Below are 23,912 nucleotides of genomic sequence, written 5' to 3'. Positions count from 1 at the left end.
CGAACGTAGGAGTCGCCGGCGTCAGTCGCCGAACCGGATCCGCAGCAGCGCGCCGCCACCAGGCGCGTTCGCCGCCGTGACCCAGCCGCCGTGGGCCTCCGCGGCCTGCTTGACGATCGCCAGCCCGAGGCCGGAGCCCGGCATCCCCCGCGCGCCGCCGGCGCGGAAGAAGCGCTCGAACACGTGCGGCAGATCCGCAGGCGCAAAGCCCGGGCCGTGGTCGCGCACGCTGAGGATCCCCTCGCGCAGCTCGACGTCGATCGCGCGGTCCGCCGGGCTCCACTTGATCGCGTTGTCGAGCAGGTTCGACACCGCGCGGCTGACGCGATCGGGCTCGCCTTGGACGACCGTGGGCTCGAGCGAGAGCCGGAACTCGGCGGCGCGCACCCGCGGCCGCTCCACCAGCGCCCGCACCACACGGTCCAGCCGGACGTCGTCCAGCGCGCGCTCCGGCGTGCTGCCGCGCGCGAGCTCGACCACGTCGGCGACGAGTGCCGTCAGCTCGTCCAGCTCGCCGACGATGTCCGCCCGCAACGCCGCGCGATCCTCCTCGGGCAGCTCGTCGGCGGCCTCCAGCGTCTGGATGTTCGCGCGCAGGCTCGCCATCGGGGTGCGCAGCTCGTGACTGGCGTCGGCCACGAGGTGCCGCTGGGCCTCGACGGACCGCTCGAGCGCGTCCAGCGTCGTATTGAAGCTGCGGGCGAGCCGCGCCAGCTCGTCGCCGCCGCGCACCTCCATCCGCTCGGACACGTCCGGATCGTGCGACAGCGCCTCGGTGCGGCGCGTGAAGCGATCGATCGGCGCCAGCGCGGTGCGCGCGACGAGCGCGCCGAGCGCGGCGGCCAGGGCGACGCCTGCGGCGGCGACGATCGCGAGCACGGCGACGATGCGGTCGAGCTCGTGATCAGCCTCGCCGAGGGGCCGCGCCACCTGCACCGCGCCGGCTCCCGTGCCGGTCGTCAGGACGCGCAGGCTCGTGTCGCCCACCGCCTGCGTGCTGACGTCGCTGCCGCGGCCGCTGCGCGCGATGGCGCGTGCGGCGGGGGTCAGCGGCACCGTCGTGGTCGCGCCGGCGGCGCGCACGATCGTCCCGTCCCGGCAGGCGATCTGGATGAAGCCGCCGGCGCCGCCGAAGCGCAGGTCGTCGCTGCCGGGCGCCGGCGCTGGGAACGAGCGCTCGTTGCTCGCGCAGACCTGGTCGCCGTCGCGATCGGGATCGGGGTCGTGGACGAACTGCTCGCTGCGCTCGTGCAGGGCGCTGTCGATCTCGCCGAGCAGGTCCGCGCGCAAGGCCAGGTAGATGACCGCCGCCGCGGCCAGCACCGCGACGGCCACGGCGGCGCCCGCGACCGCCGCTATCCGATGGCGCAGCGTCATGGCTCCCGCAGCGCGTAGCCGACGCCGCGCACGGTGTGGATCGACACGCGCGCACCCGCCTCGTCGAGCTTGCGCCGCAGGTAGCCGACATAGACGCGCAGCGCGTTGGACGCCGGGCCGAAGTCGTAGCCCCACACGCGGTCGTAGAGGACCTCGTGCGGCAGGACGTTGCGCGGGTTGCGCATCAGCACCTCCAGCAGCGCCAGCTCGGTCCGCGTCAGCACGACGAAGGTCCCGTCCACGTCGACGCCATGACGGGCGCCGTCCAGCGTCAGCTCGGCGAAGCGCAGCTCCCCTCCCTCGCCGGGTTCGACGCGACGCAGCAGCGCCCGCAGCCGCGCCTTCAGCTCGCCGACGTCGAACGGCTTGACCAGGTAGTCGTCCGCGCCGGCGTCGAGCCCGTCGATGCGATCCTCGACGGCATCGCGCGCGGTGAGCATCAGCACGGGCACCCGCTCGCCGGTCGCCCGCAGCCGGCGGCACACCTCCAGGCCGTCGACGTCCGGAAGCCCCACGTCGAGCACGATCGCGTCCGGCGGCGACTCCCCCACCCGCAGCATCGCGTCCTCGCCGCCGGCCGCGGTCTCGACGTCGTAGCCGGCGAGGCTCAGCGCGCGGCGCAGCGCGTCGCGCAGTGCGCGGTCGTCGTCCACGATCAGCAGTCGCATCGACTCCATTGTCGGCGCTGGCGGCCGCCTGGCGACCGGGTTCCTACGTTGCGCTTACGCAGCGGTGGCGGGCCGGCGCACCGTACGCCAGGAGTCCCACGTGATGCGGAGGATCACCACGGAGATCGCGAGTCCGATCAGCGGGTCCGCGATCGGCAGCCCGAGGGCGACGACGGCGGCGGAGGCGATCACGGCCAGCGAGACGTAGGCATCGGCGCGGGCGTGCGCGCCGTCGGCGATCAGCGCCGGGCTGTCCAGGCGGCGTCCGGCGCGTGTGCGGACCGACGCGGCCAGCCAGTTCCCGATGAACCCGATGGCGCCGGCGGCGGCGAGGGCTCCGAGCTGTCCGACGTGGGTCGGCTCGATGAGGCGGTGCACCGCTTCGTAGGCCGCGACGCAGGCGCTGACGAAGATCGCCAGGACGACGGCGAATCCCGCCCAGCGCTCCGCTCGGGCGCTCCGCAGGGCGAAGGCGATGCCGAGCGGGATCGCCGTGGCGGCGTCGCCGGCGTTGTGGATCAGGTCCGCGAGCAGCGCCACGCTGCCCGACATCGCGAACACGATGGCCTGAGCGGCGGCCGTCAGACCCAGGATCAGCAGCGCGACCGCGACCGCGCGGACGCCGTCCTTGGAACGCTTGATCGACTCGTCGACGAGCCCGTGCGAGTGGCCGTGGCCGTGGTGCGCCGCGTGCGGACCCGCATGAGCAGGGGCGTGTGGATGCGTGTGGCTGGGCATCGGCAGCGAGGGGTCAGCCGGTCGTGGTCTCGGCCGTGCGGCGCCGGCCCGAAAGGCCGAGCCGAACGTGCTCGACATGCGAGACGACCTGCTCGAGCAGCTCGGCGACATGGTCGTCGTGCAACTCATAGACGACCTGGCGGCCGTCGCGATCCCCGACCACCAGGCCGAGATGCCGGAGCATGCGAAGCTGATGCGACACCGCCGAGCTCTCCATGCCGACGCTCGCGGCGATCTCGTTGACCGACGCCGCACCGGCGTGCAGCCGAGCGAGGATCCGCAGCCGGCTGGGCGTCGCCAGCGCCTGCATGCTGTCGGCCGCCGCGCGGGCGAAGCCGCTCTCGTCCAAGAGGCGATCGACCTCCGAGTGCTCACCATGCGCCATTTCACATCCATGATACCCGCATAGGTGTTCAGGTATGCAGACGGTCCGGCGCTCGGCATGATGTGGCCGTGAGCGCACGCGACCACGAACCGGCCCGGCAGGTGATGGTGGAGCGGATCGAGCTGCGCGGCGGCGGCGGCGAGCCGGTCGACCTCGCACGCACGCTGCTCTCGCACGGCGTCGCCGAGCTGACGCCGAACGTCGTGGCCGAGGACGGCTCGGCGCTGGAGACGGTCCTGCCGGGCAGCGGACAAGCGTGGCTGGTGCGGGTCGTGGCCGACGGCGCGGACGGAGCCCGCATGGAGATCCGGGACGGCGCGCCGGCGGAGGAGCTCGCCCGCGCGATCCGGCACATGCTGCGGCTGGACGACGACCTGCGCCCGTTCTACGCCCGCGCGGCCGCGGACCCGGAGCTCGCCTGGGTGACGCAGGGCGCCGGACGCATGCTGCGCAGCCCGACCGTCTTCGAGGACCTCGTGAAGACGATCTGCACGACCAACTGCACCTGGGCGGCGACCAAGCGGATGGTCGGCGCGCTGGTGGACGAGCTCGGCACGCCGGCGGCCGGGGCGCCCGGGCGGCGCACGTTCCCCTCCCCCGCCGCGATGGCCGAGGCTGGCGACGACTTCTACACGGGCATCGCCAAGGCCGGCTACCGCGGCCCGTACCTGCGCGCGATCGCCGCCGACGTCGCCGAGCGGCGGCTCGACGTCGAGGCGCTCGCGGACCCGGCCCTGCCCGACGCCGAGGTGGCCGAGCGGCTGCTCGCGCTCCCGGGCGTCGGGCCGTACGCGTGCGCCCACACGATGATGCTGCTCGGCCGCTACGGCCAGCTGGTGCTCGACTCATGGACGCGACCGACCTACCGCCGGCTCTCCGGGCGCTCGCGCGTGACCGACAAGGGGATCGAGAAGGCCTTCCGGCGCTACCGCGAGTACGCCGGACTCGCGTTCTGGCTGATGCTGACCCGCGACTGGGTCCGCGAGCCGGCGCGAACGTGAGCCGCCGCGGCTCCCGTGACGTGGCGATCGCTGCCTACTTGACGATCAGCGACCCCCGCATTCCCGCCGCGTAGTGGCCGTCGACATTGCAGAGGAAGACGTACCTGCCGGGAGTGAGGTTGAAGGTATGCGTCCCGCTCGCTCCGGGTTTGCGCTCGCTGATCTCGCCGACGGACCCGGCCTCGGACGCCTTGCCGCCCTTGCTCGGGATGGCGTCCGGGGCGGCGTTGGTTCGCACGAGGACGAGCTCGTGCACTTGCTGCCCCGTGTTCGTGGCCTTGATCGTGAGCTTGCCCGCGCGAGCCGTGAGATCGCTCGGTGTGAAGCGAAAGTCGCGCATGTCGACGGTCACGCTCCGGCCGGCGACCGTGGGCGCGGAGGACTGCTTCGCTGCGCTCGTGGCGGTGCTGCTGGGGGCCGGATCCTTCGACGGATCGCTGCTGCTGCCGCATGCGGCGACTCCGGCTGCCAGCAGGGTGATGACGGCAGCCGCGGCGACTGTCCTGCACATTGGGGTCCTCCCGAACGACTTGAACGAAACGGAGGCGCGCGCCCCGGCAGACCTACCCGCCGAGTGCGACGGCTCCAGCGGATCGGGTCGCGATTGCGACGGATCGCGGGCGCACGAATGTCATCGCGCGGACTCGAGGGTCCCGATGCGATGCCAGTGGTGCGGCGGACCGTCGATCACTTCGTGGCGGCGGTGGAGCACCCGTGGTCGCTGGGCCGCCTCGGCGAGACGGCGCGCGAGTTGACGAGCAGGTCGTCGCGTTCCGGCTGCACGCCGACTCCTGGCACGCCGAGGGCAAGCTTTCGTAGGACAAGCCGGAAGCGGAGCGCCTGCGCGTGCTCGCCGGGCTGGAGGCGCCGGGTCCCGACGCCAAGGGACCGCTCGCGGCGGCGATGCGCCGGCACGCGATCCGGCCGTAGCATGGCGCGCGGAAGCGGCTTCGCGCACCAGAAGGTCCGCATGGCGTCGCTCCGCGGCCGGTGGGGAACGGGGTCACCGCTCGTTCACCTGACGTGACGGTTCGGCGTCTACGGTGGAGCGGGTGTCGTCAGCCGCGCCCGCGAGTCCGTTCCCGTACGTCGTCACGCTCGCAGGCGCCGCGGCGATGGCCTACGCCCGCTTCGGGACGCCGGACGCCGCGGAGGTGGCGCTCGTGTCGCTCGGCGCGGTCGCCGCCTTCATCCTCGCCGCCGTCGTGGCCCCGGACGGGCCGGTCGACAGCCCGATCGCCCAGGTCGCAGGCGTCGCCGCAGGGCTCGCGACCGGGTGGTGGCTCACGCACGCCACGGGCCCCGGCGTCCTCCCGTGGCTGCTGCTGGGCGTGCTGGCGAGCGCGGCGCACTTCGCCGCGCAGGAGGCGCCGGCCGGCGTCGCCAGGCTGGCGAAGGCGGTCGCGCACGTGGCGCGCCTGCGTATCGCGCGACGGGCGATGCGGCGCACGTAGTTCAATTGCCGCCATCTCCCTCAGCGACGTCCATCACGGCGAGGCGCGATGAGGCGGACCGGCGTCGCCGCCAAGCGGTTCGCGCTGCGCGTGCTGCGCGCGCGTGGCTACGAGCTCCGGCGCGCGGGATCGCGGCCGCGGCGCGACGTCCTGCTCGCCGGCGACCGGCTGGTGCGGGCGCCCGCGTTCATCCTGTGCTCCGTCCGCTCGGGGTCGACGCTCCTGCGGGTGCTGCTCGACAGCCACTCGGAGATCCACTCCCCGCCTGAGCTGCATCTGCGCGATCTCGTCGTCGAGTCGCGGTCGGACTACTCCGATCGCGCGCTGAAGGCGCTCGGGCTCGACGTCACGGCCCTCCAGTACCTGTTGTGGGACCGCCTGCTGCACCGCGAGCTGAGCGAGAGCGGCAAGCGCCTGCTCGTCAACAAGACGCCGAGCGACGTCTTCATCGCCGACCGCCTGCTCGACTGCTGGCCGGACGCGCGCTTCATCTACCTGCTGCGCCACCCGGCGGCGATCGCGGCCTCTCGCCACGCCGTTCGTCCGCAGGACAGCGCCGAGCGCAACGCCGAGATGGTGCTGCGCTACGGCGATGCGCTGGAGCGGGCGCGCCGCGTCCACCCGGGGCTCGACGTGCGCTACGAGGAGCTCGCCGCCGACCCGGCGCGCGTGACGCGCGACGTATGCGAGTACCTCGGCGTGCCGTGGGAGCCGAGCATGCTGGAGTACGGCCGCTTCGATCACGGCGGATACCGCGCCGGGCTGGGCGACTGGAAGGAGAAGATCCGCTCCGGCCACGTGCAGGCGCCGCCCCCGCCGCCCGAGGAGACGCCACCGCGGCTGGTGGAGCTGGCCGCGGCGTGGGGCTATGCCGTCGCGCGCCCCAGCGGCTGACCGCGCAGCCGGCGGAGGCGGCGGAGCGCCGCGGGCAGTCCCGGCACCCGGCGCGCGAGCCGGCGCGGCGTCGAAGGCCAGATCGTCGCCCGGCCTTCGGCGTTGACCGCGACGTACAGCGGATCGCCGCCGCGCAGCACGGTGGCCAGATGGGCGAACCCGCCGAAGGAGACGTTCGCGCGCACCTTCCAGCGGCCCGGCGCGAGCGGCGCTCCCGCCGCGGCGGTGGCGGGGTCCAGGCGCGCGGACGCGGTGAGGCGCGGTGCCCCACCGGGCGCCGGGGGGAGCGCGCGGACCTCGACCGGCTGCTCGTACTCGACGTCGTCGTCCGATACCAGGAGCAGCTGCACGCGGGCCTGCGTCATCGCGTCGGTGACGTCGGCCGCGTGCTCGCCCAGCGCCTCGGCGATCGCCTCCGGCAGCCTCCACAGCAGTCGGTCGCCGTCGCGGAGGAAGCCGGCGGCGCCGAGCGTCGCGTCGAGCTCCACGTGCACGGCACCACCGCGCCGGCGCGCGCGCCGCGAACGCACGCCGGCCCGCACGTGCAGCTCGAACGCCCCGAGGGCGCGCAGGGCCGCGAGCTCGCCGGTGCGCGTGAGCCGCGCCCGCAGCCGGTCGCGATACGAGAGCCCGGCGTCCAGGCGCTCGGGGACGCGGGTGTCGAGCAGGAGGCGGGCCTCGCGCAGGACGGCGGCCATGTAGGCGTCGTCGTTGCGGGCGAACTGGCGGCCGTTCAGCCGCCCGAGCAGCTTGCCGCGATACCAGCGCATGTACAGGCGGTCACGGAGCTCGCCGGGCTCGGTGTGCGCGTCGACGAGATCGAGAACCTCGCGCACGGCGGCGAAGTACGCGGGCGGATCGGGCGGCTTGAACGAGGCGTTCGTGTCACGGCCCCGGTGCATCCAGTGGTAACACGGGTAATCGGCGAGGATCGAGATCCTCCGCGCCCGGAAGTACGCCTCCACGACGAAGGGATGGTCCTCGAGCGGACGGGGGGCGTCGGGGAAGCGGATCTCGTGCTCCTCCAGGAGCGCGCGGCGGAACAGCTTGTGCGGCGTCAGCAGCCCGAACGGCGCCTCCCCGGCCGTGAGGCCGTGGGCGTCGCGCACGAACATCCCGCGGGGAAGCCAGCGGCCGTGTCCGACGACCTTGCCGACGACGATGTCGGCCTCGCCCGCCACCGCCGCCGCGTGCAGGCGCTCGAGCGCCTGCGGGCCGATCCAGTCGTCGTTGTCGACGAAGTGGACGAACTCGCCGGCGGCCAGCTCCAGGCCCACGTTTCGCGGGCGCCCGGGCCAGCCGGAGTTCGGGATGTGCTCGACGCGAACGCGGCGCTCGGTCGCCGCCAGCGCGTCCAGGCGCTCGCCCGTGCCGTCGGTGGAGCCATCATCGACGAAGATCAGCTCGTAGTCGGCCGGCGGCAGCGTCTGTCCCAGCAGCGACTCGAGGCATTGGTCGAAGTGGCGGCCCGGGTCGTACACCGGAACGATCACGCTGACCTTCATGCGGCGCCCAGAATAACGCGGGTCAGCAGCGTCCCCACGCCGCGTAGTAGCCGTTGGCGGCCAGCAGCCGGAAGCCGCGCATGGGGATGGCGTTGCGATAGCTGTCGGGCGAATACCCGTACCGCAGCAGCGTCAGCCGGCTCGTGGCATAGAGCGCGACGCCGCGCCGCGTCCGCTCGCGGGTGGCGCGGTCGCTGCGCGCCACGACGGCCCCCGCCGGCGCGCGCGCGATCCAGCGCAGCTCGGGGATGAGCTTGTGATTGGGCACCGAGATCGGGCCGCAGGCGCGGGCGGCGACGACCCGCGGGTCGTCGACGAGCGCGCGCAGCGCGGCGTGCGAGCGCCCGCGGAAGCGCAGTTCGGCGGCGAAGGTCGACGGTGTCGTATGGGTGACGGTGAACGCCGCCCCGGCGGCGACCGCGACGGCAGCCGCCGCGGCCCAGCAGCGCCGCGCGCGCGTGCCCGCGGGCAGCAGCGTCCAGCCCGCGACCGGCACGGCGGCGAACAGCACGAGCATCAGCGACGGCACGAGCAGGTAGCGGAACACGACCGACGCGCCGACCGCGGTGACGGCGGCGAACGTCGCCAGCCCGAGCCCGAGCAGCGCCGCGGGCACGCGCACGCGGGCACGGCCGAGCACGGGCGTCAGCACGATGCCCAGCACGCCCGCGGCGAGGATCGGCAGCTTGTCGAGGCCGACGAGGAAGCGGACGGTCGCCGCGGGGAGCTCGCCCAGCCCGGCGCTGCGTCCGAGATCCTCGGCCAGGGTGCTCGTATGCGAGAGCGAGAACAGCGGATCGCCGGTCACGGCCAGGTCGACCGCCGCCCACGCCAACGGCCCGGCGGCGGCCAGCGCGACGTACCCGGCCCGCCGGCGCGGCGACGCGCCGCCCCACACCCACAGCACATACGCGCCGCTCGCGACCCACGCGTCGGGCCGCATCAGCCCGGCCACGGCGATCATCGCGAGCACGGGCAGGCCGCGTCGCGGCCGCTCGGCCTCGAGCACCGCGGCCCACAGCAGCAGCGCGAGGTACGGGATGTCGACGTAGGCGCGCGCCGCGAGGAACGGCAGGTCGAAGCGCGTGCAGAGGATCGCCGCGGCGACGACGCCCGCGAGCATGCCGAACGAGGCGCGAGCGAGCCGGTACATCGCCGCGACGAGCGCGAGGAAGGACGCGAACGTCGCGGCCACCATGAGGCGGTCGGCGTCGAGCCCGGCAACGCTCAGCCCGGCGCCGAACGCGATCGTCAAGGGATGCTCGGTCGGCGCCCGGTAGGCCTCGAACGTCGGCGTCACGCCGTGCAGCAGCTCACGGCCCCACAACAGCGCGTAGTAGCTGTCGTAATTCGGATACGTCGGGTAGACGAGGACGCCCGCGACGGTGAGGCCGATCAGCGCCGCGAAGAGTGCCGCCGGCCACGCCCGGGTGCGCCGCGGCGCTGCGCGCCCTGGCCGGGGAAGTGCCCGAGTCGGCGAGAGCTGCGCCATGGGACCGGATGGCGAGTCTACGCCGCAACCGCGAGCCGGTCCCCGTGTTCAAGCTCGCCGGTGCCGCCTGCCGTCCACGTCCGCCGGTGCGCCCGCGCGCTGGCGGGGGCCCTCGCGCTGCTGCTCGGCGCCGCGACGCCGGCCCACGGCGCCTTCTCCGGCCGCGACGGAAAGCTGACGTACACGGCGGCGAACGGCCGCGACCGCGCCGTCACCCTCCGCAATCCCGACGGCTCGGCCCCGCGGCGGCTGCGCACCGGCGTCCCGGCCTCGACACCCGTCTTCTCGCCCGCCGGCCGGCGCATCGCCTTCTCGGGCCAGGGGCGGATCTGGGTGATGTACGCGGATGGCTCGGCGCTGCGCGCCGTCACCGATGGGCTGCAGCCGGCGTCCGAGCCGGCGTGGTCGCCGGACGGCACCGCGCTCGCGTTCGCCCAGGGCGCGCCCGGCGCGCGGCACATCGCCGTCGTGCGGGCGGACGGCAGCGGCGTCACGACGATCACCGCGGGGAGCGGAGACGACCGCTCGCCCGCCTGGTCGGCGCGGGGCATCGCGTTCGTGCGCCGGACGCGCCACGGCGGAGACGAGCTGTACGTCACCGGGCCGCTCGGCGGCAGAGCTCGGCGCCTGACCCGCACGCCCGCGGACGAGGAGTCGCCGGCGTGGTCGCCGGACGGGCGGCGGATCGCGTTCTCGAGCGGGCGCCCCGGGAGCCGCACGGTCGGCGTGATCCCCTCGGCCGGAGGCCGCGCGCGGACGCTGACGGCGCCTGCCGATGACGCCGCCGCGCCGGCTTGGGCGCCCGACGGCCGGCGCATGGCGCTGACCTTGCGCGCCCACGGCCGGCGCCGCGTCGCGATCATGCCCGCGCGCGGCGGCGATCGACGGGCCATCTCGCCGAGGTCCGTGGACGCCGGCCCGCCGGACTGGCAGCCCGCCGGCGCGGAACCGGTCATCGCCGCCGCGGGCGACATCGCCTGCGACCCGACGTCGCCTGACTTCAACGGCGGTCTGGGCACCCCCTCCCTCTGCCATCAGCGCCAGACCTCTGACATCCTGATGACGATGGATCTGTCGGCCGTGCTGGTGCTCGGTGACGCCCAATACTCCGACGGCCGCGCCGGAGCGTGGAGCGCGTTCGACAGCACGTGGGGACGCCTGAAGCCGCTGCTGCGGCCGGTGCCCGGCAACCACGAGTACCGCGACCCCGGCGCGTCCGGCTACTACGACTACTTCGACGGCGCGGGCGCGGCGAACGGACCGGCCGGCGCGCGCGGCCAGGGCTACTACAGCTTCGACGTCGGCACGTGGCACGTCGTGGCGCTCAACTCCGAGTGCTCCGATCCGCCGGCGCGCAACGGCGGCGTCGACTGCAGCGCCGGCTCGCCGCAGGAGCGCTGGCTGCGCGTCGATCTCGCGGCGCATCCGGCGACGTGCACGCTGGCGTTCTGGCACCACCCGTTGTGGAGCTCCGGGATTTCTGGGGAGAACGGCGCCATGTACCCCATCTGGGAGGACCTCTACAACGCGGGCGCCGACGTCGTCCTCAACGGCCACGACCACGCCTACGAGCGGCTGGCACCGCAGGATCCGGGCGGGACCCGCGATCCGGTGCGCGGGATCCGGGAGTTCGTCGTGGGCACCGGCGGCCGGAGCCTCCAGCGGGCCGTCGCCCCAGCGCCCAACAGCGAGGTCCGGCACGGCTCCTACGGCGTGCTGCAGCTCAAGCTCGGCAAGGGCGGCTACCGGTGGGCATTCGTCTCGGAGGCAGGCGTCGGCTTCACCGACTCCGGGGCCAACGCGTGTCACTGAGGTTGCCGGCGCCGGAGCCGGCGACCGGCCCGCGCGACGAGGCGCCTCCGCCGTTCGAGAGCAGGCGCGGCTGGCGCCATGCCGTGCGGCCCGCGGCGTGGCCGCCGCGTGTGGTCCTGCTCGGCATCCTCGCCGGTGGGCTCGCGCTGCGGCTCTACAGCAACGACCACGGGTTGCCGTACGTCTACCACCCGGACGAGGCGTTCCACTTCACGAGGCGCGCGATGTACATGTTCGTGAACCACAGCCTCGACCCGGTCTATCTCCAGAACCCGTCGGGCTTCACGGAGCTGATCTACGGCGTGCTGCGCTTCCAGTGGGGCGGGGGGTGGCCGTGGCACGACTATCGCGACCTCGTCGCGACCTACCGCCACGACCCGTCCGCCGTCTACCACACGGCGCGCGTCGTCTCCGCGATCATGTGCATGCTGGCCGTGGCCGCGGTCTACGGCGCCGGCCGCCGGCTGTGGGGCGTCGCGGAGGGCCTCGCGGCGGCCGCGGTCCTCAGCTTCGGGTTCCTGCCCGTCGCGTACTCGCGCTTCGCCGTCACGGACGTGAGCGCGCTCGTGTGGGTCACGATCGCCGTCTACGCGATCGTGCGCATACGCGAGACCGATCACCTGTGGGCCTACGCGCTGGCGGGCGCCGCCGCCGGTGTGGCGGTCGGCTTCAAGTACACCGCCGGCGTGATCCTCGGGCCGCTGCTCGTCGCCGCGATCCCCCATGTTCGCCGTGACCGCGCCGCGCTGGCGCGCCTCGCGGTCGCCCTGGCCGCGGCGACCTTCGCGTTCTTCCTCACCACCCCGTACTTCTTCATCCACCTCCACAAGGCGCTCTTCCAGCTCAAGCTGGAGAACGAGGCGGCGTCGAGCGCCAAGCTCGGCCAGGGCACCGGGAACCCGCTCGTCTTCTACGTCTCAAGCCTCACGTGGGCGCTGGGATGGGGGCCCGCGATCGCCGCCGCCGCGGGCATCGTCGTGGAGCTGCGCCGCGACCGCCCCCGCGGGATCCTGCTGGCGCTCATGCCGATCCTGCTGATCGGCTACATGTCGGTCGGCGCGGGCCGCTGGTTCGCCCGCTGGCTGCTGCCGGCCTACCCGGTGCTGGCGCTGCTGGCGGGCGTCGGGTTCGTGTGGGCCGGCCGGACGCTGTTCCGCCGCCACCCGCGCCTCGCGGCGGGCGCCGTCGCCGTCATCGTCGCCGGGTCGCTGGTCCAGCCGCTGGTCTCGGACCTCCACACCGGCCGCGTGCTCGGCATGCGGGACACGCGCCAGATGCTGCGCGACTTCCTCTTCGCCACCCTGCCGGCGAAGGCTCGCCTGGTGGTCGACCCGGCCATCCCCCGGGGGTTCTTCAACGGGCACTTCGCCAAGGGCTTCGGCCCGCCGCCGAAGACGCCGGCGCTGCAACTCGGGACGCCGGCCCGCTACATCTCGGTGCTGTCACCGGGCCGCATCGAGCAGTACCGGCGCGCGCACCACTGCATCGTCGTGGAGATGAGCCTCGTGCGCGACCGGGCCTTCCTGCAGCGCGTCCGCCGTGCCATGGCCTACTACCGCGCGCTGCCGCACGAAGGCACCGTGATCTTCCGCGCCTCGCCGTACAGGGCGGGCGCCAAGCCGGTGCCGTTCGACTTCGACTTCTCGACGCACCTGTACTACCCGAGCGCCTACGAGCGGCCGGGGCCGGACATCACCGTGTACCGCCTGAATCGCTGCACCGAGGGCTACGGGCTGGACGCGCACACCCCCTGAGGCGATGACGCGGCCGGCGCAGATCCTCGTGCTCGTGCTCCTGGGCGCGACCGTCGTCGCGCTCGCCGTCGACCAGCGCCTCAAGGAACGTCCGGCGGTGATCCGCCGGGTCAAGGTCGCGCGCTCGTTCAGCCCCAACGGCGACGGCTTCAACGACCGGGCCGGGATCCGCTTCATGGTGACGCGGCCGGACGTCGTGACCGTCACCGTGCTCGATGCGCACGGCGATCCCGTGCGCCGGCTCGCGAGGGCGAGGCGGGTGCCGGCCGACCGCAAGCTGCGCTTCTTCTGGGACGGGCGCACCGACGCCGGGCGGCGCGCGCCGCCCGGCGTCTACTACACGCGCGTGCGGCTCGGGCGGCGCGGGCAGACGATCCAGCTCGTGCGGCACATCCGGCTGAGCGCCCGGCCGCCGCGCCCCGCCGGGAGCGAGGCGCGGTAGTGCCCGCGCTCGAATCCGCCGGGGTCGTGGCCGTCGTCGCGTGCACCGGGGCGGCGGTGCTCGCGCCGTCGCGGCGGGCGCGCGGCGGGGCCACGCTGGCCGCGCTCGTGCTCACCCCGGCGCTGCTGATCGACGACCTCTCCACCAGCGAGCGGCTCGATGCGCTGACCGGCCGCCCGGTGCTGACGGCGATCGGCGCCGTCGTCGCGCTGGCCGCGCTCGCCGCCGCCGCGGCGGTCGCGAGCCGCCGGCCCGCGCTGGTCGCCGTCGCGGCCATCGCGGCCATGCCGTTCCGGATCCCGCTGAGCGTCTCGGGCGACACCGTCAACCTGCTCGTGCCGCTGTACGCCGTGATCGGCGCAGGCGCGCTGGCGAGCGCCGCGCGCGACCTGCGCGGCGGCGCGGGCGGCACGCGCCGGCCGACCGGCCTCGAGGTTGCGCTGCTCGGGTTCACGCTGCTCTACGCCGTCCAGGCGGCCTATTCGGCGGACTTCGCCAAGGCGCTGGAGCAGATCGTCTTCTTCTACGCGCCGTTCGCGCTGCTGTTCAAGCTGCTCGCCGAGCTCGAGTGGACGCCGCGGCTGCTGCGTGCCTGCCTCGCCACCATGACCGCGCTCGCGCTGGTCTTCTGCGCGATCGGCTTCGTCCAGCTCGCGACCGGGACGGTGTGGTTGAACGAGAAGCTGATCGCGGGCAACCGCTACACGACGTACTTCCGGGTCAACTCGGTGTTCTTCGACCCCAACGTCTACGGCCGCTTCCTGATCGTCGCGATGATCGGCGTGCTGACGGCGGCGCTGTGGTCGCGCCGGCCGCGCGCCGTGCCCGCCGCCGCCGCGGTGCTCGCGGTGCTCTGGCTGGGACTGCTGACCACGCGCTCGGAGTCGAGCATGCTGTCGCTGATCGTGGGCGTCGCGGCGCTCGCCGCGCTGCGCGGCGCGCCGGACCGGCTGCTGCGGCGCGGCGCGCCCGTGCTCGTCGCGGGCGCCGTGGTGGCGCTCGCCGCCGCCGCGCTGGCCGGCGGCAGCTCGCTGCGCAAGGCGACCAGCGGGCGCAGCGACCTCGTCAGCGGCGGCGTGCAGCTGTTCGCCGAACGGCCGGTCGCGGGCTGGGGCTCCGGCTCGTTCGCGGTCCAGTACCGGCGCCATGGCGAGGCGCGCAGCGCGGCCGCGGTGTCGGCGTCGCACACGATCCCGGTCACCGTCGCCGCCGAGCAGGGGATCGTCGGCCTCGCGGCGTACGTGGCGCTCCTCGTGGCGGCGTTCCGGCTGCTGCTGCCGGGCGCGAGCGAGTCGGCCGCGCGCGCCGGCGTCGCCGCCGCGTTCGCGGCGCTCGTCGTGCACACGCTGCTGTACGCCGCATTCCTGGAGGATCCGCTCGCGTGGATCCTGCTCGGCGCCGGCGTCGCCCTGCGGCGCGGACGCGACGCGCCGCCCGGCCCCGCCCCGGCGCGGGCTCAGACGTCCTCGAGCGCGACCTCGCTCTCGCCGACCTCCATGTAGCGCTCGTAGGCGTCGACGACCTCGTCGGTGTCGCCGTGCATCACGAGCTTGCCCTTGTCCATCCAGATGACCTGGTCGCAGAGCTCGCGGATGCTGCGGAGGGCGTGGCTGACGAGCAGGATCGTCCCGGCCTTCGCGCACAGCTCGCCCATCTTGTCGAACGACTTGCGCTTGAAGCGCGCGTCGCCGACCGACAGGGCTTCGTCGACCAGCAGGATGTCCGGGTCCATGTTGATGGCGACCGAGAACGCCAGGCGCCCGTACATGCCGGACGAGTAGGTCCGCATCGGCAGATCCATGAAGTCGCCGAGCTCCGCGAACTCCGCGATCTCCTCGTACTTGGCGGCCAGCTGATCGCGCCGCAGGCCGGCGGCGAGCCCGCCGAGGACGACGTTCTCGCGCCCGCTGAGCTGCCGGTTGAAGCCGACGCCGAGCGCCAGCAGCGTGCTCACGCGCCCGTGGACCTCGATCCGGCCATGCGAGGGCGGCAGGATCCCGGCGACGCAGCGCATCAGCGTCGACTTGCCGGCGCCGTTGACGCCGATCACGCCGGTCACGCCGCCGCGCCCGACCTCGAACGAGACGTCGCGCAGCGCCTCGATCTCGCGCACGGCGCGCTGCCCGCGGCCCATTCGGAGCAGCGCGCCCTTGAGCGTCGGCTTGGTCTCGTAGGTGGCGCGGTACGTGACCGAGAGCCGCTCCACCTTGACGATCGCCGGCGCCACCGTGGAGTCATAGACGGACGGCAAACTCACGCTCCCGGGCAACGAAGAACAGGCCGCCGGCGGCCACGGCGCCCACGCCCCAGGCAAGGCCCCAGAGCAGCAGCCCGGCGCCCGGAGCGCGACCCTCCGTCAGGACCTGGCTCCACGCGCCGAGCGTCGGCGCCAGCGGATTGGCGTCGATGATCGGGCGGAAGCGCTCCGGCACTTCGTCGAGGTAGTAGAGGACCGGCGACGCGTACATCCAGATCCGCATGACGTACGGCAGGAAGCTCGAGACGTCGCGGAAGTAGACCTGGAGCGCCGCCAGCAGCATCGTGAAGCCGGTCGTGAAGATCGCCAGCAGCAGGAAGACGGGAATCGCCCACAGCAGCTCCGGCGTGATCGGCAGGCCCGTGGCCACATGGACGACGGCGTAGATCGCGATCGTCGGCAGGAAGCGCATGAATGCGCTCAGCACGGACGAGAGCGGGAGCAGGACCCGCGGGAAGGCGGTGTTGAGGATCAGCTTGCCGCCGCCCACGACCGACTTGGTCCCCTGCTGGACCGCCTGGCTGAAGAACTGGAAGGCGAACAGGCCGACCATCAGATGCGCGAAGAACTGCGGACCGCGGGTGCCGTGCCGCAGGATGTCGACGAGGATGAAGTAGACCAGCGTCAGCAGCAGCGGGTTCAGCAGCAGCCAGAGCTGGCCGAGCGCCGTGTCGTAATGCTGCGCGCGCAGCTCGGTGCGCGACATCTCGCGCGCGAACTGCCGCCGCCGCCATGCCTCGCGCGCGTAGACGCGCAGGGGCGGAAGCCCGATGCGGTGCGGCTCGTACACATGGCGCTCGCCGGCCGGCACGGGCTGGGTCGAGGCCGCGCCGAGAGCCGTGCGGGACTCCGTGCTCACCGGCTCCAAGGGTAGACCCGACCTCAGCGCAGCCGGCTCGACGCCAGGATTCCGACGAGGTGGCCGACGAGCGTAACCGCCGCCACGGGGACGAGGGCGATCATGAGCCCGCGGGTCCCGATCAGGCGGCCGGCGGCGCTGTCGACGAGCGCCGCGGCGAGCGCGAGCAGCGTGGTCTCCATCGTCACGAGCGCGCGGAACACCGGCGCGAAGCCGGCCGCGCGCCGCAGCCGCCGCAGCGGGCCTCCACGCGGCACCGCCACGGCGTGCGTGTCGGGCGCGGGCGCGCGCCCGGCCGCGCTGCGCGAGAGCGGCACGAGCAGCGTCTCCGCCTTGACCAGCAGTCCCATCACGGCGACCAGGCAGCCGAGCGTCGTCCAGCCGTCGATCGAGCTCCATCCGCCCGAGGCGCGCACGCCGAGGGCGATCGCCAGCGAGGCGTCCGTGACGTGATGCGCGAGCCGGTCGAGGAAGATGCCCGCCGGCGACGACGTGCCGCGCCAGCGCGCGACCTCGCCGTCGCAGCAGTCGGCCAGCAGCTGCAGCTGCGCGAACGCGACCGCGCCGAGCGCGCCGGCGAGGCCGGGCAGCGTCAGCGACAGCGCCGCGAGCAGGCCGCTCGGGTACATCAGCCACGTCACCCCGTTCGCCGAGATGCGGGTGCGCAGCAGCAGCCGGGTGACGTAGGGGGAGAGCCGGCGCATGTAGAGGCGACCCGCCCAGTGCTCGGCGTTCGCTCGCCCGAGGACCGACTCGGGCTGCGTCACGCGACGCAGGTCAGCGATCGAAGGCTCGGACAAATGCGTCGACACGGCCGCGCACCTCCTTCTTCCCCATGTCGAGATGCTCGAGGATCGTATACCGGTCCGGCCGCGTGGCGGGCGCCTCGACGACCGCCGCGGCGAACTGCTCCTCGTCGAGCCCGATGTCGCGCGGCACGCGTGGAACCTCGAGCCTGCGCAGGCACGCGTCGATCTGCGCCAGCTTCGGATCGTCGCGCAGGAAGCACGCGAACATCGCGCCGACCGCCACCTGCGCCCCATGGCTCGCGCGGCCGGGGTACAGCACGTCCACGGCGTGCGCGATCTCGTGGCACGCGCCGCTGCACGGCCGGCTGCTGCCGGCCGCCGCCATCGCCACGCCGGCGAGGACCAGCGCCTCGGCGAGCGCCGTCAGGAATGTGTCCGAGGTCAGCTCGTCGTCCCGGTGCACGACCGACTCCGCCGCGGCACGGGCGAACATCGCGGCCAGCCCGTCGAACGTCTCGCCGCGCTCCCGGCCGGCCAGCTCCCAGTCGGCGAGCGCGCTGAGGTTGCTGAGCGCATCTCCGACGCCGGCACGCAGCTGCTCGATCGGGCAGCGCCGCACGTAGTCGAGATCGACCAGCACCGCGATCGGCGTCTGGACGCCGTAGGACCCCTTGCGGCCGCGGTGCTCGAGCGACGCCACCGGCGAGGCGATGCCGTCGTGCGAGAGGCTCGTCGCGACCGACACCATCGGCAGGCCGGCCTGGCTGGCGGCGTACTTGGCGACGTCGAGCGTGCGGCCGCCGCCGATGCCGACCACCGCGTCGTACCAGCCGGCGCGCAGCACGTCGCCAAGCCTTTGCGCCGACTCGATGCTGCCCGAGTCCACACGGTGGACGGGCGCGCTGTTGAGCGTCGGGCGGATCGCCTCGACGATCGTCGCGCCCTGGCCCGGCCCGACCGCCACCGCGACGTCGCCGCGCGCCGAGATGCGCCGGTCGGCGAGCAGGTCGCCGAGGCGCGCGATCGCGCCGCTGCGCACCTCCACGCTGAGCGGCGCCGGCACCATCCGCGCTAGGACCGGCACGACAGCTCCCGCGCCCGGGCGAGGTCGGCGTGGTTGTCGATCTCGATCCAGGCGATCCGGCCGACGGCCGCCACGCCGACCGGATGCCCGCGGTCGGCGTACTCCTGGAAGCCGTCCTCGTAGTAGAGGGACGGGTCCCGCCGCCAGGTCGCCTCCAGCGCGTCCGCCAGGGCGGCGGCGGCCGACGGCTCGATCAGCGTAAGGCCGATGTACTCGCCGTCCGCCGTGCCCGCGTGGGTGTGCTTCGTGATCCGCTCCACGGTGCCGGCCGGTGAAAGCCGGACCTTCATCTCCTCGTCGCCGAGCACCTTCTCGCGGTCGACGGCGAGCACCACGCCCGCGCCGTCGCCGCGCGCCTGGAGCAGGCGCTCCTCGACCGACGGCGGGTGCACGGTGTCGCCGTTGACGAGGAGCGCGCCGTCCGCGAAGGCCTCGCGCGCCAGCCACAGCGAGTAGGCGTTGTTCCACTCCTCGGCGCGGTCGTTGTGGACGAGCTCGATCCGCACGCCGTGGCGCCGCTCGAGCTCGGCCGCGCGCTGCTCGATCCGGTGGCCGGCGACGCCCTTGACGATCACCACGTCGTCGATCCCGGCGGCCCGCAGATTGGCCAGCGCGATGTCGAGGATCGTGGCGTCGCCGTCGACGGGCAGCAGCGTCTTCGGCAGCTCGCCCGTCAGCGGATGCAGGCGGCGCCCCGCGCCGGCGGCGAGCACGATGCCCTTCACGCCTCCTCCAGATCCTCGTCGACGTACACCGTCTGGGCCTGCGCGCGGGCGAAGCCCAGCCAGCTCACGATGCTCTCCGCTCCGAAGAGCACGGCGAGGCCGAGCGCCGCCACGACCAGCCCCGGGCCGAGCCCGCCGGCCGCGGCGAGCGCGTAGAGCACGAGCAGACGCCCGTCCCACCCCCCTGAGGCCGTCCGCAGCCACGCCGGCGGCGCGAGCTTCTGGTGGCGCAGGCGATAGACGGTGTCGTAGTGATGGAACGCCAGAACGCCGAGCAGCGCGTAGCAGGCCGGTAATGCGCCATGGTCGGTCAGGACCGTGACCCTCAGGAGGACCGCGTACTCGAGCAGCCGCAGCAGCGGCGGGACCAGCCACGCGAGCCGTCCGGCGTCCGCCCTCGCCGCGGCGGGCCCGGCCGCGGCGATCGCGATCGCGATCGCGACCAGGCCCGCGGCGGCCGGCGGGAGCCGGTCGCGCCAGACGACGAAGGCGGCGACCAGGGGCAGCGCCCCCGCGACCGTCCACACGAGCGGGCCGGGGCGCGCCGCGGCGGGCGGAGCGAGGCGCTCCGCGCCGGCAGCGAGCGGGCCGTCGTCGCGGTAGGCGGCGAGGACGCTCATCGCGCCACCGATCGAAGGATGCGGCCGGGCACGGCGTAGAGGGCGGCGATGCCGCCCCAGACCAGCAGCGCGGTGAACGTCAGCCGCGGCGAGCCGAGCGCGGCGGTGATCGAGATCAGCGCGAAGCGCTCGCCGATCGGCAGCACGACGATCCGCTTCGCCCACAGGATGCCCGGGACGCGGTCGAGCCGGCCGATCAGCGACACCGCACGGGCTGCGAGCCCCGGTCGCGCGGGCGCAGGGGCGGCGACCGGCGCGGGCCGGGCGACCGTGGCGACGGCGGTGCCGCCCGCGGGGGCGGACGGCTCGGCGGGCGGTTGCGCGGCCCGCGGCGCGACCGGCCGGTCCTCGACCTCGTGCAGGGCGAGGAGCGGAGCCGCAGCGATCGCCTGGTGGCGCGTGGCCGTGAACGAGAAGTCGATCATGTGCCGCACGGTCTGGAGCGTCAGCGCGGCGCCCGCGAGCGACCACACGTGCTGTCCGAAGCCGCGCGACGCGCCCACCGCGAGGCCGGCGTAGACGAGGTACTCCTTGCCGCGGTCGAAGACCGAGTCCAGCCATGCGCCGAGCTTCGAGAACGTCCGCGTATAGCGCGCGAGCTGGCCGTCGACGCAGTCGACCGTGAACGCCGCCTGGAGGAGGATCGCGCCCACGATCATCGACGCCCGCGAGCCGAGCGCGAAGGCGCCGGCGGCCACGGCGCCGATCGCCATCGAGACCGTCGTCATGGCGTTCGGCGTCCACCCGCGGCGCGCCGCGAAGCGGGCGATGTAGCGCGAGTACGGGCTGACGAAGAACGTCGTGAAGAAGCCGTCGGAGGACTTGACGGCCGAAGCGAGCGCGATCCGGTCCTCGTCGATGCCGGCGAGCTCGGCCTCGGCGCGGCGGGCCGCCTGGCCCGACAGCACGCGCGCCCAGAAGAACGCGCGCAGGTGGCTCTGGCCGACATGGGCGCCCGACCGCACCAGCCCGACCAGCGCGAGCGCGACGGCGTCCTCGCCGGCGGCGGCCACACGGGCGGCGAGCTCCGCGCCGGCGTCGGCGTCGAGCTCGAGCGCGGCCGGCTCGACCGCCTCCGGGTAGGGCGCCGGCTCCCCCGTCTCGGCCGCGAGCCGCCGGCGCCAGCGCTCCACGCGCCACTCGGCGGCCTTGCGCTCGAGCTCCGCGTCCCACTCCGGCGGGCGGGTGACGGGGTCGGCGAGCCGGGCGAGTGCCGTCGCGCCCGCGGCGAGCGCCCGGCGGTCGGCCCGGTCGACCTTCACGACGCCGAGGAAGTAGCCGCTCGGCACGGTGACGCGGTGGTAGGCCGACGCCGCGGCGACGACGCGGCCGCGGGCGGCGCGCGTGCGGAAGGCGAGGTCTCCGCGCAGCGGCGAGACGCTCACGAGGACGCCTGTGGCGATCCGCGGGTCGGCGAGCAGGCCGGCGAGCGCCTCGCGGTGCACGAGCACGTCGGCGCAGGCGAGCAGCAGCGGCCCGCCGCGCGCGGAGACGTCGGCGATCGCGCGCAGGTCGCCGGCCACGTCGGCCGACACCAGGACCGCAGCCGCGTCGCCGGCCTCGGCGCGCACGGCGTCCTCCCACTCCGGGCGCGTGATCACCGTCACCGGCGCGACGCCGAGCGACGCGAGCTGTCCCAGCAGCCGCGCCAGGAGCGTCGAGCCGCACGCCGGCAGCACGGCGGCGGCGCCGCCCTCGGCGGCCTCCGCCGTCGCCAGCAGGATCGCCGACGGGCTCATGCGGCCGCCTTCGCCGAGGCGGGCGCGAGCTCCTCGAGCAGCCGCTCCCACCGGCTCCCGATCACGCCGACGTCGAACTGCCGCGCGGTCCGGACGGCGGCCTCGCCCATGCGCCGCCGCCGCGGGGCGTCGTCGATCAGCTCCAGCAGCGCCGCCGCGAGAGCGTCGACGTCCTCGGCCGCTACGAGCAGCCCGTCCTCGCCGTGGTGGACGATCTCGCTCGGGCCGCGTGGGCAGTCGAAGGACACGACCGGCAGCCCCTTGCTCATCGCCTCGAGGATCACCATGCCGAAGCCCTCGTAGCGCGAGCTCAGCGCGAAGATCGACCCCTCCGCGAGAGCCTCGCCGAGGTGCTGCGTCGAGCCCATCAGGAACACGTGGTTGTAGAGGTCGCGCGTCGCGATCAGCCGGCGCAGCCGGTCGCGCTTGCGGCCGGCGCCGTAGATCCGCAGCGACCACTCGGGGCGCTCCCGCGCCACGCGCTCGAACGCGCGGATCAGCAGGTCGAAGCCCTTCTGCCAGGTCAGCCGCCCGGCGGCGACCACGATCGGCCTGGTGAGCTCCGCGCGCTCGCCGGGGATCTCCGGCAGGGCGTTCGGGATCCGCGCGATCCGCGTGTGGGCGTCCGCGAGCACGTGCGAGTAGTCCCGCTGATCGTCGGCCGTGAGCACCGCGAGCGCGTCGAGACCGCCGTACGCGCGGCGGATCTCCGCGGCGAGCGCAGGGCGGTGCGCGTGGAAGTTCATGTGCTCCTGGCCGATCGAGCGCACGTGGCCGGGCGTGAGCCGCGCCGCGATCAGGTTCAGGCCGGGCCGCGTGGTGATGAGCCAGCCCGGACTGAGCGAGCGGAGCTTGCGCACGAGCCGCACGTCGGTCCACAGCGAGCAGGCGTGGAACCCGTAGTCCTGATCGTGCATGAGCACGCTCGGCAGGCGGCTGAGCAGCCGCGCCCCGGCGGCCTTGGGAGTGGTGGCACGGCGGTCGTCGAGCGCCGTCACGCGCACGCCGGGCGGCATGGCGAAGAAGCCGAAGTCGCGCCGCCGGACCACGCTGATGATCTCGACGTCGTGGCGGCGTGCGAGCTCCTCCGCGAGGTTGAGGACGGTGCGGATCGTGCCGCCCATCCCGTAGGCGTGCATGATCAGGATGTAGACGGTGCCGGGGCCAGGCACGGGCGGGCCGGATGCCGGTCCTCGCGCGCCGGTGATCCGCGCGCCGAGCGCGAGCGCCATCCGCCGGGCGATGCGCAGCAGCGGCGTCGCGCGCTCGGCCCACCAGCCGCGCGATCCTGGCCGCGCCGTCTCGACGGCACGCCCCGCCGGGCGCGCGGCGCCGGCCGGCCCCGGCGCGCGCGAGCGGATGCTGAAGTTGTTCTCGACGGTGAAGTACGGCTGCAGCCGGCGTTCCGCGCCGGCCCGCTCCACGCGTCGCGCCGGGTACGCGACCGCCTGCTTCTTGTTGGCCACGTCGTCGTCGTGCGCGCCGAGTCGCAGCGGCGATCCGCTGCCCGTGTCGACGTAGAGATCCCAGACCTCGGGCTCCGCGTCGTCGCGAACGAGCCGTTCCAGCTCCAGCTCGGCCGTGAAGCCCGCGCCCACCGCGCTCACCGCCGAGACCAGCTCGTCCCCGCGCTCGCGGCTGCGGCAGACGAGCTCGAGGTGGCCGCCGCCGGGCGGCACGCTGCCTTCGAGCCGGACCGTGCGCTCGCCGACCCATGCCCGCGAGAGCTCGGCGTGCGGGGCGAGCGGCGCGATGCGCAGGCTCAAGCCGCCGTCCTCGGCCGCGTACGGCGCGACCTCGCATGCCTCGCCGGGGGCCAGGCTGAGCGTCGTGGCGTCGAGCCCGGCGCCGGCGCCGACCATCAGCCGCGCGCCGTCGACATAGCCGTCCCAGACGCCGCGCCAGTCGCCGCCTGCCAGCTCGACGTCGGCTTCGAAGCGCGACGAGTCCCCCGTCAACGCCACATGACGGTGCTCCGCGCCCGAACCCCGCTCGCGAAGCACGAGCACCGCCTCCGGGCGCGCGCTCCCGAGGTCGCCTTCGACGGTCAGCCGCCCCGGCCCGGTCGGTCGCACGCGCCGCACAGCCGGCGCCTTCAACGTCTCGTTGTGCGCCGGCGGCGCCCTCATGCGCCGCGCCCTACCCATTCTCGCGTGCCCAGACATGCGCGGCGCCGCGCCAAACCTCCTCCGGAGAAGGCGAGCATACCGGCACTGCGAATCAAGAGTGAACCGCAACCTTCTCTCTCTCCATGGTTTGCTCTAGTCGTTCCGTGCGCCTCGCCCGGGTCCTCGCATCCAGTTCGGTCGTCTGCGCCGCCTTGGCGCTCGCCTGCGCCCCCGCGCGGGCGGCGTGGC

22 protein-coding genes are annotated in these 23,912 nt (G+C 74.3%); 7 read left to right on the top strand and 15 right to left on the bottom strand.

The window, feature by feature from the left end; genetic code table 11:
- Positions 1 to 21: 21 nt before the first annotated feature.
- From H958_RS0125280 to H958_RS40270, 4 genes are read right to left on the bottom strand one after another with little or no spacing between them, the layout of a single operon-like run.
- A complete protein-coding gene (locus H958_RS0125280) occupies positions 22 to 1,377 on the bottom strand; it encodes a sensor histidine kinase (RefSeq protein WP_028060685.1) in 1,356 nt (451 codons plus the stop codon).
- Positions 1,374 to 2,045 carry a response regulator transcription factor gene (locus tag H958_RS0125275; protein ID WP_028060684.1) on the bottom strand — a complete coding sequence of 224 codons (672 nt, stop codon included), beginning with the start codon at positions 2,043 to 2,045 and terminating at the stop codon, positions 1,374 to 1,376. The genes H958_RS0125280 and H958_RS0125275 overlap by 4 nt, the downstream gene beginning before the upstream one ends.
- Positions 2,046 to 2,099: 54 nt before the next feature.
- The gene (locus H958_RS40275; protein WP_051324800.1) at positions 2,100 to 2,783 is read right to left on the bottom strand and encodes a cation diffusion facilitator family transporter; all 684 of its coding nucleotides are present in this window, start codon (positions 2,781 to 2,783) and stop codon (positions 2,100 to 2,102) included.
- 13 nt (positions 2,784 to 2,796) lie between these two features.
- Positions 2,797 to 3,168, bottom strand: coding sequence for an ArsR/SmtB family transcription factor (locus H958_RS40270; RefSeq protein ID WP_051324799.1), 372 nt, complete (start codon positions 3,166 to 3,168; stop codon positions 2,797 to 2,799).
- 68 nt (positions 3,169 to 3,236) lie between these two features.
- Here H958_RS40270 and H958_RS40265 point away from each other — a divergent pair, with 68 nt between their 5' ends.
- Entirely contained in the window at positions 3,237 to 4,169 is a 933-nt protein-coding gene (locus H958_RS40265; RefSeq protein WP_156028269.1) for a DNA-3-methyladenine glycosylase family protein, read from the top strand.
- Between the two features lie 34 nt (positions 4,170 to 4,203).
- Here the strand turns inward: H958_RS40265 and H958_RS44045 are convergent, their stop codons facing one another.
- Complete coding sequence (locus H958_RS44045) at positions 4,204 to 4,680, bottom strand: cupredoxin domain-containing protein (RefSeq protein WP_051324797.1); 477 nt, start codon at positions 4,678 to 4,680, stop codon at positions 4,204 to 4,206.
- Positions 4,681 to 5,221: 541 nt separating this feature from the next.
- Here H958_RS44045 and H958_RS0125245 point away from each other — a divergent pair.
- Together H958_RS0125245 and H958_RS40255 are read left to right on the top strand one after the other, a co-directional pair.
- A complete protein-coding gene (locus H958_RS0125245; protein ID WP_156028268.1) occupies positions 5,222 to 5,623 on the top strand; it encodes a hypothetical protein in 402 nt (133 codons plus the stop codon).
- A gap of 48 nt (positions 5,624 to 5,671) precedes the next feature.
- On the top strand, positions 5,672 to 6,517 hold the full coding sequence (locus H958_RS40255; RefSeq protein WP_196807556.1) for a sulfotransferase family protein: 846 nt from the start codon (positions 5,672 to 5,674) through the stop codon (positions 6,515 to 6,517).
- On the opposite strand, the gene H958_RS40250 is transcribed toward H958_RS40255, so the two are convergent.
- Together H958_RS40250 and H958_RS46790 are read right to left on the bottom strand one after the other, a co-directional pair.
- On the bottom strand, positions 6,490 to 8,022 hold the full coding sequence (locus tag H958_RS40250; RefSeq protein WP_051324796.1) for a glycosyltransferase family 2 protein: 1,533 nt from the start codon (positions 8,020 to 8,022) through the stop codon (positions 6,490 to 6,492). The genes H958_RS40255 and H958_RS40250 overlap by 28 nt on opposite strands.
- Positions 8,023 to 8,044: 22 nt before the next feature.
- Positions 8,045 to 9,514, bottom strand: coding sequence for a hypothetical protein (locus H958_RS46790; RefSeq protein ID WP_028060681.1), 1,470 nt, complete (start codon positions 9,512 to 9,514; stop codon positions 8,045 to 8,047).
- A gap of 60 nt (positions 9,515 to 9,574) precedes the next feature.
- Between H958_RS46790 and H958_RS46785 the strand changes: the two genes are divergently transcribed.
- From H958_RS46785 to H958_RS0125210, 4 genes are read left to right on the top strand one after another with little or no spacing between them, the layout of a single operon-like run.
- Positions 9,575 to 11,326: a metallophosphoesterase gene (locus tag H958_RS46785; RefSeq protein ID WP_051324795.1), complete on the top strand. Its 1,752-nt coding sequence runs from the start codon at positions 9,575 to 9,577 to the stop codon at positions 11,324 to 11,326.
- Positions 11,317 to 13,080 (top strand): glycosyltransferase family 39 protein, encoded by a 1,764-nt coding sequence (locus H958_RS0125220; RefSeq protein WP_156028267.1) that lies wholly within the window; start codon positions 11,317 to 11,319, stop codon positions 13,078 to 13,080. Before H958_RS46785 ends, H958_RS0125220 begins: the two co-directional genes overlap by 10 nt.
- Before the next feature lie 4 nt (positions 13,081 to 13,084).
- Positions 13,085 to 13,522, top strand: a complete 438-nt coding sequence (locus H958_RS0125215; protein WP_028060679.1) for a FlgD immunoglobulin-like domain containing protein — start codon at positions 13,085 to 13,087, stop codon at positions 13,520 to 13,522.
- Positions 13,522 to 15,024 carry an O-antigen ligase family protein gene (locus tag H958_RS0125210; RefSeq protein WP_028060678.1) on the top strand — a complete coding sequence of 501 codons (1,503 nt, stop codon included), beginning with the start codon at positions 13,522 to 13,524 and terminating at the stop codon, positions 15,022 to 15,024. The genes H958_RS0125215 and H958_RS0125210 overlap by 1 nt, the downstream gene beginning before the upstream one ends.
- Here H958_RS0125210 and H958_RS0125205 read toward each other — a convergent pair.
- From H958_RS0125205 to H958_RS47860, 8 genes are read right to left on the bottom strand one after another with little or no spacing between them, the layout of a single operon-like run.
- A complete protein-coding gene (locus H958_RS0125205) occupies positions 14,979 to 15,779 on the bottom strand; it encodes an ABC transporter ATP-binding protein (protein ID WP_051324794.1) in 801 nt (266 codons plus the stop codon). The two genes, H958_RS0125210 and H958_RS0125205, sit on opposite strands and share 46 nt — an antisense overlap.
- The gene (locus tag H958_RS0125200; RefSeq protein ID WP_196807554.1) at positions 15,757 to 16,638 is read right to left on the bottom strand and encodes an ABC transporter permease; all 882 of its coding nucleotides are present in this window, start codon (positions 16,636 to 16,638) and stop codon (positions 15,757 to 15,759) included. Before H958_RS0125200 ends, H958_RS0125205 begins: the two co-directional genes overlap by 23 nt.
- Positions 16,639 to 16,661: 23 nt before the next feature.
- Positions 16,662 to 17,405: a CDP-alcohol phosphatidyltransferase family protein gene (locus H958_RS0125195; protein ID WP_081686257.1), complete on the bottom strand. Its 744-nt coding sequence runs from the start codon at positions 17,403 to 17,405 to the stop codon at positions 16,662 to 16,664.
- A gap of 10 nt (positions 17,406 to 17,415) precedes the next feature.
- The gene (locus tag H958_RS0125190; RefSeq protein WP_028060674.1) at positions 17,416 to 18,471 is read right to left on the bottom strand and encodes an iron-containing alcohol dehydrogenase family protein; all 1,056 of its coding nucleotides are present in this window, start codon (positions 18,469 to 18,471) and stop codon (positions 17,416 to 17,418) included.
- Complete coding sequence (locus H958_RS0125185; protein ID WP_028060673.1) at positions 18,459 to 19,196, bottom strand: phosphocholine cytidylyltransferase family protein; 738 nt, start codon at positions 19,194 to 19,196, stop codon at positions 18,459 to 18,461. Before H958_RS0125185 ends, H958_RS0125190 begins: the two co-directional genes overlap by 13 nt.
- The gene (locus H958_RS48960; protein ID WP_051324793.1) at positions 19,193 to 19,816 is read right to left on the bottom strand and encodes a DUF5941 domain-containing protein; all 624 of its coding nucleotides are present in this window, start codon (positions 19,814 to 19,816) and stop codon (positions 19,193 to 19,195) included. The genes H958_RS0125185 and H958_RS48960 overlap by 4 nt, the downstream gene beginning before the upstream one ends.
- Positions 19,813 to 21,555 (bottom strand): CDP-alcohol phosphatidyltransferase family protein, encoded by a 1,743-nt coding sequence (locus H958_RS48805; protein ID WP_051324792.1) that lies wholly within the window; start codon positions 21,553 to 21,555, stop codon positions 19,813 to 19,815. The genes H958_RS48960 and H958_RS48805 overlap by 4 nt, the downstream gene beginning before the upstream one ends.
- On the bottom strand, positions 21,552 to 23,684 hold the full coding sequence (locus H958_RS47860) for a glycosyltransferase family 4 protein (RefSeq protein WP_196807553.1): 2,133 nt from the start codon (positions 23,682 to 23,684) through the stop codon (positions 21,552 to 21,554). Before H958_RS47860 ends, H958_RS48805 begins: the two co-directional genes overlap by 4 nt.
- Between the last annotated feature and the right edge of the window lie 228 nt (positions 23,685 to 23,912).

This window comes from Candidatus Solirubrobacter pratensis, assembly GCF_000425945.1.
Lineage (GTDB): Bacteria > Actinomycetota > Thermoleophilia > Solirubrobacterales > Solirubrobacteraceae > Solirubrobacter > Solirubrobacter pratensis.
This window is presented reverse-complemented; position numbering and strand designations above follow the sequence as displayed.

What these genes read in the sequence shown, in the direction of transcription:
- H958_RS40255 (WP_196807556.1), top strand. Translation starts at nt 5,672, where the DNA reads ATGAGGCGGACCGGCGTCGCCGCCAAGCGGTTCGCGCTGCGCGTGCTG.
- H958_RS0125275 (WP_028060684.1), bottom strand. Translation starts at nt 2,045, where the DNA reads ATGCGACTGCTGATCGTGGACGACGACCGCGCACTGCGCGACGCGCTG.
- H958_RS40270 (WP_051324799.1), bottom strand. Translation starts at nt 3,168, where the DNA reads ATGGCGCATGGTGAGCACTCGGAGGTCGATCGCCTCTTGGACGAGAGC.
- H958_RS48805 (WP_051324792.1), bottom strand. Translation starts at nt 21,555, where the DNA reads ATGAGCCCGTCGGCGATCCTGCTGGCGACGGCGGAGGCCGCCGAGGGC.
- H958_RS40275 (WP_051324800.1), bottom strand. Translation starts at nt 2,783, where the DNA reads ATGCCCAGCCACACGCATCCACACGCCCCTGCTCATGCGGGTCCGCAC.
- H958_RS46790 (WP_028060681.1), bottom strand. Translation starts at nt 9,514, where the DNA reads ATGGCGCAGCTCTCGCCGACTCGGGCACTTCCCCGGCCAGGGCGCGCA.
- H958_RS48960 (WP_051324793.1), bottom strand. Translation starts at nt 19,816, where the DNA reads ATGAGCGTCCTCGCCGCCTACCGCGACGACGGCCCGCTCGCTGCCGGC.
- H958_RS40250 (WP_051324796.1), bottom strand. Translation starts at nt 8,022, where the DNA reads ATGAAGGTCAGCGTGATCGTTCCGGTGTACGACCCGGGCCGCCACTTC.
- H958_RS44045 (WP_051324797.1), bottom strand. Translation starts at nt 4,680, where the DNA reads ATGTGCAGGACAGTCGCCGCGGCTGCCGTCATCACCCTGCTGGCAGCC.
- H958_RS47860 (WP_196807553.1), bottom strand. Translation starts at nt 23,684, where the DNA reads ATGAGGGCGCCGCCGGCGCACAACGAGACGTTGAAGGCGCCGGCTGTG.
- H958_RS0125280 (WP_028060685.1), bottom strand. Translation starts at nt 1,377, where the DNA reads ATGACGCTGCGCCATCGGATAGCGGCGGTCGCGGGCGCCGCCGTGGCC.
- H958_RS0125215 (WP_028060679.1), top strand. Translation starts at nt 13,085, where the DNA reads ATGACGCGGCCGGCGCAGATCCTCGTGCTCGTGCTCCTGGGCGCGACC.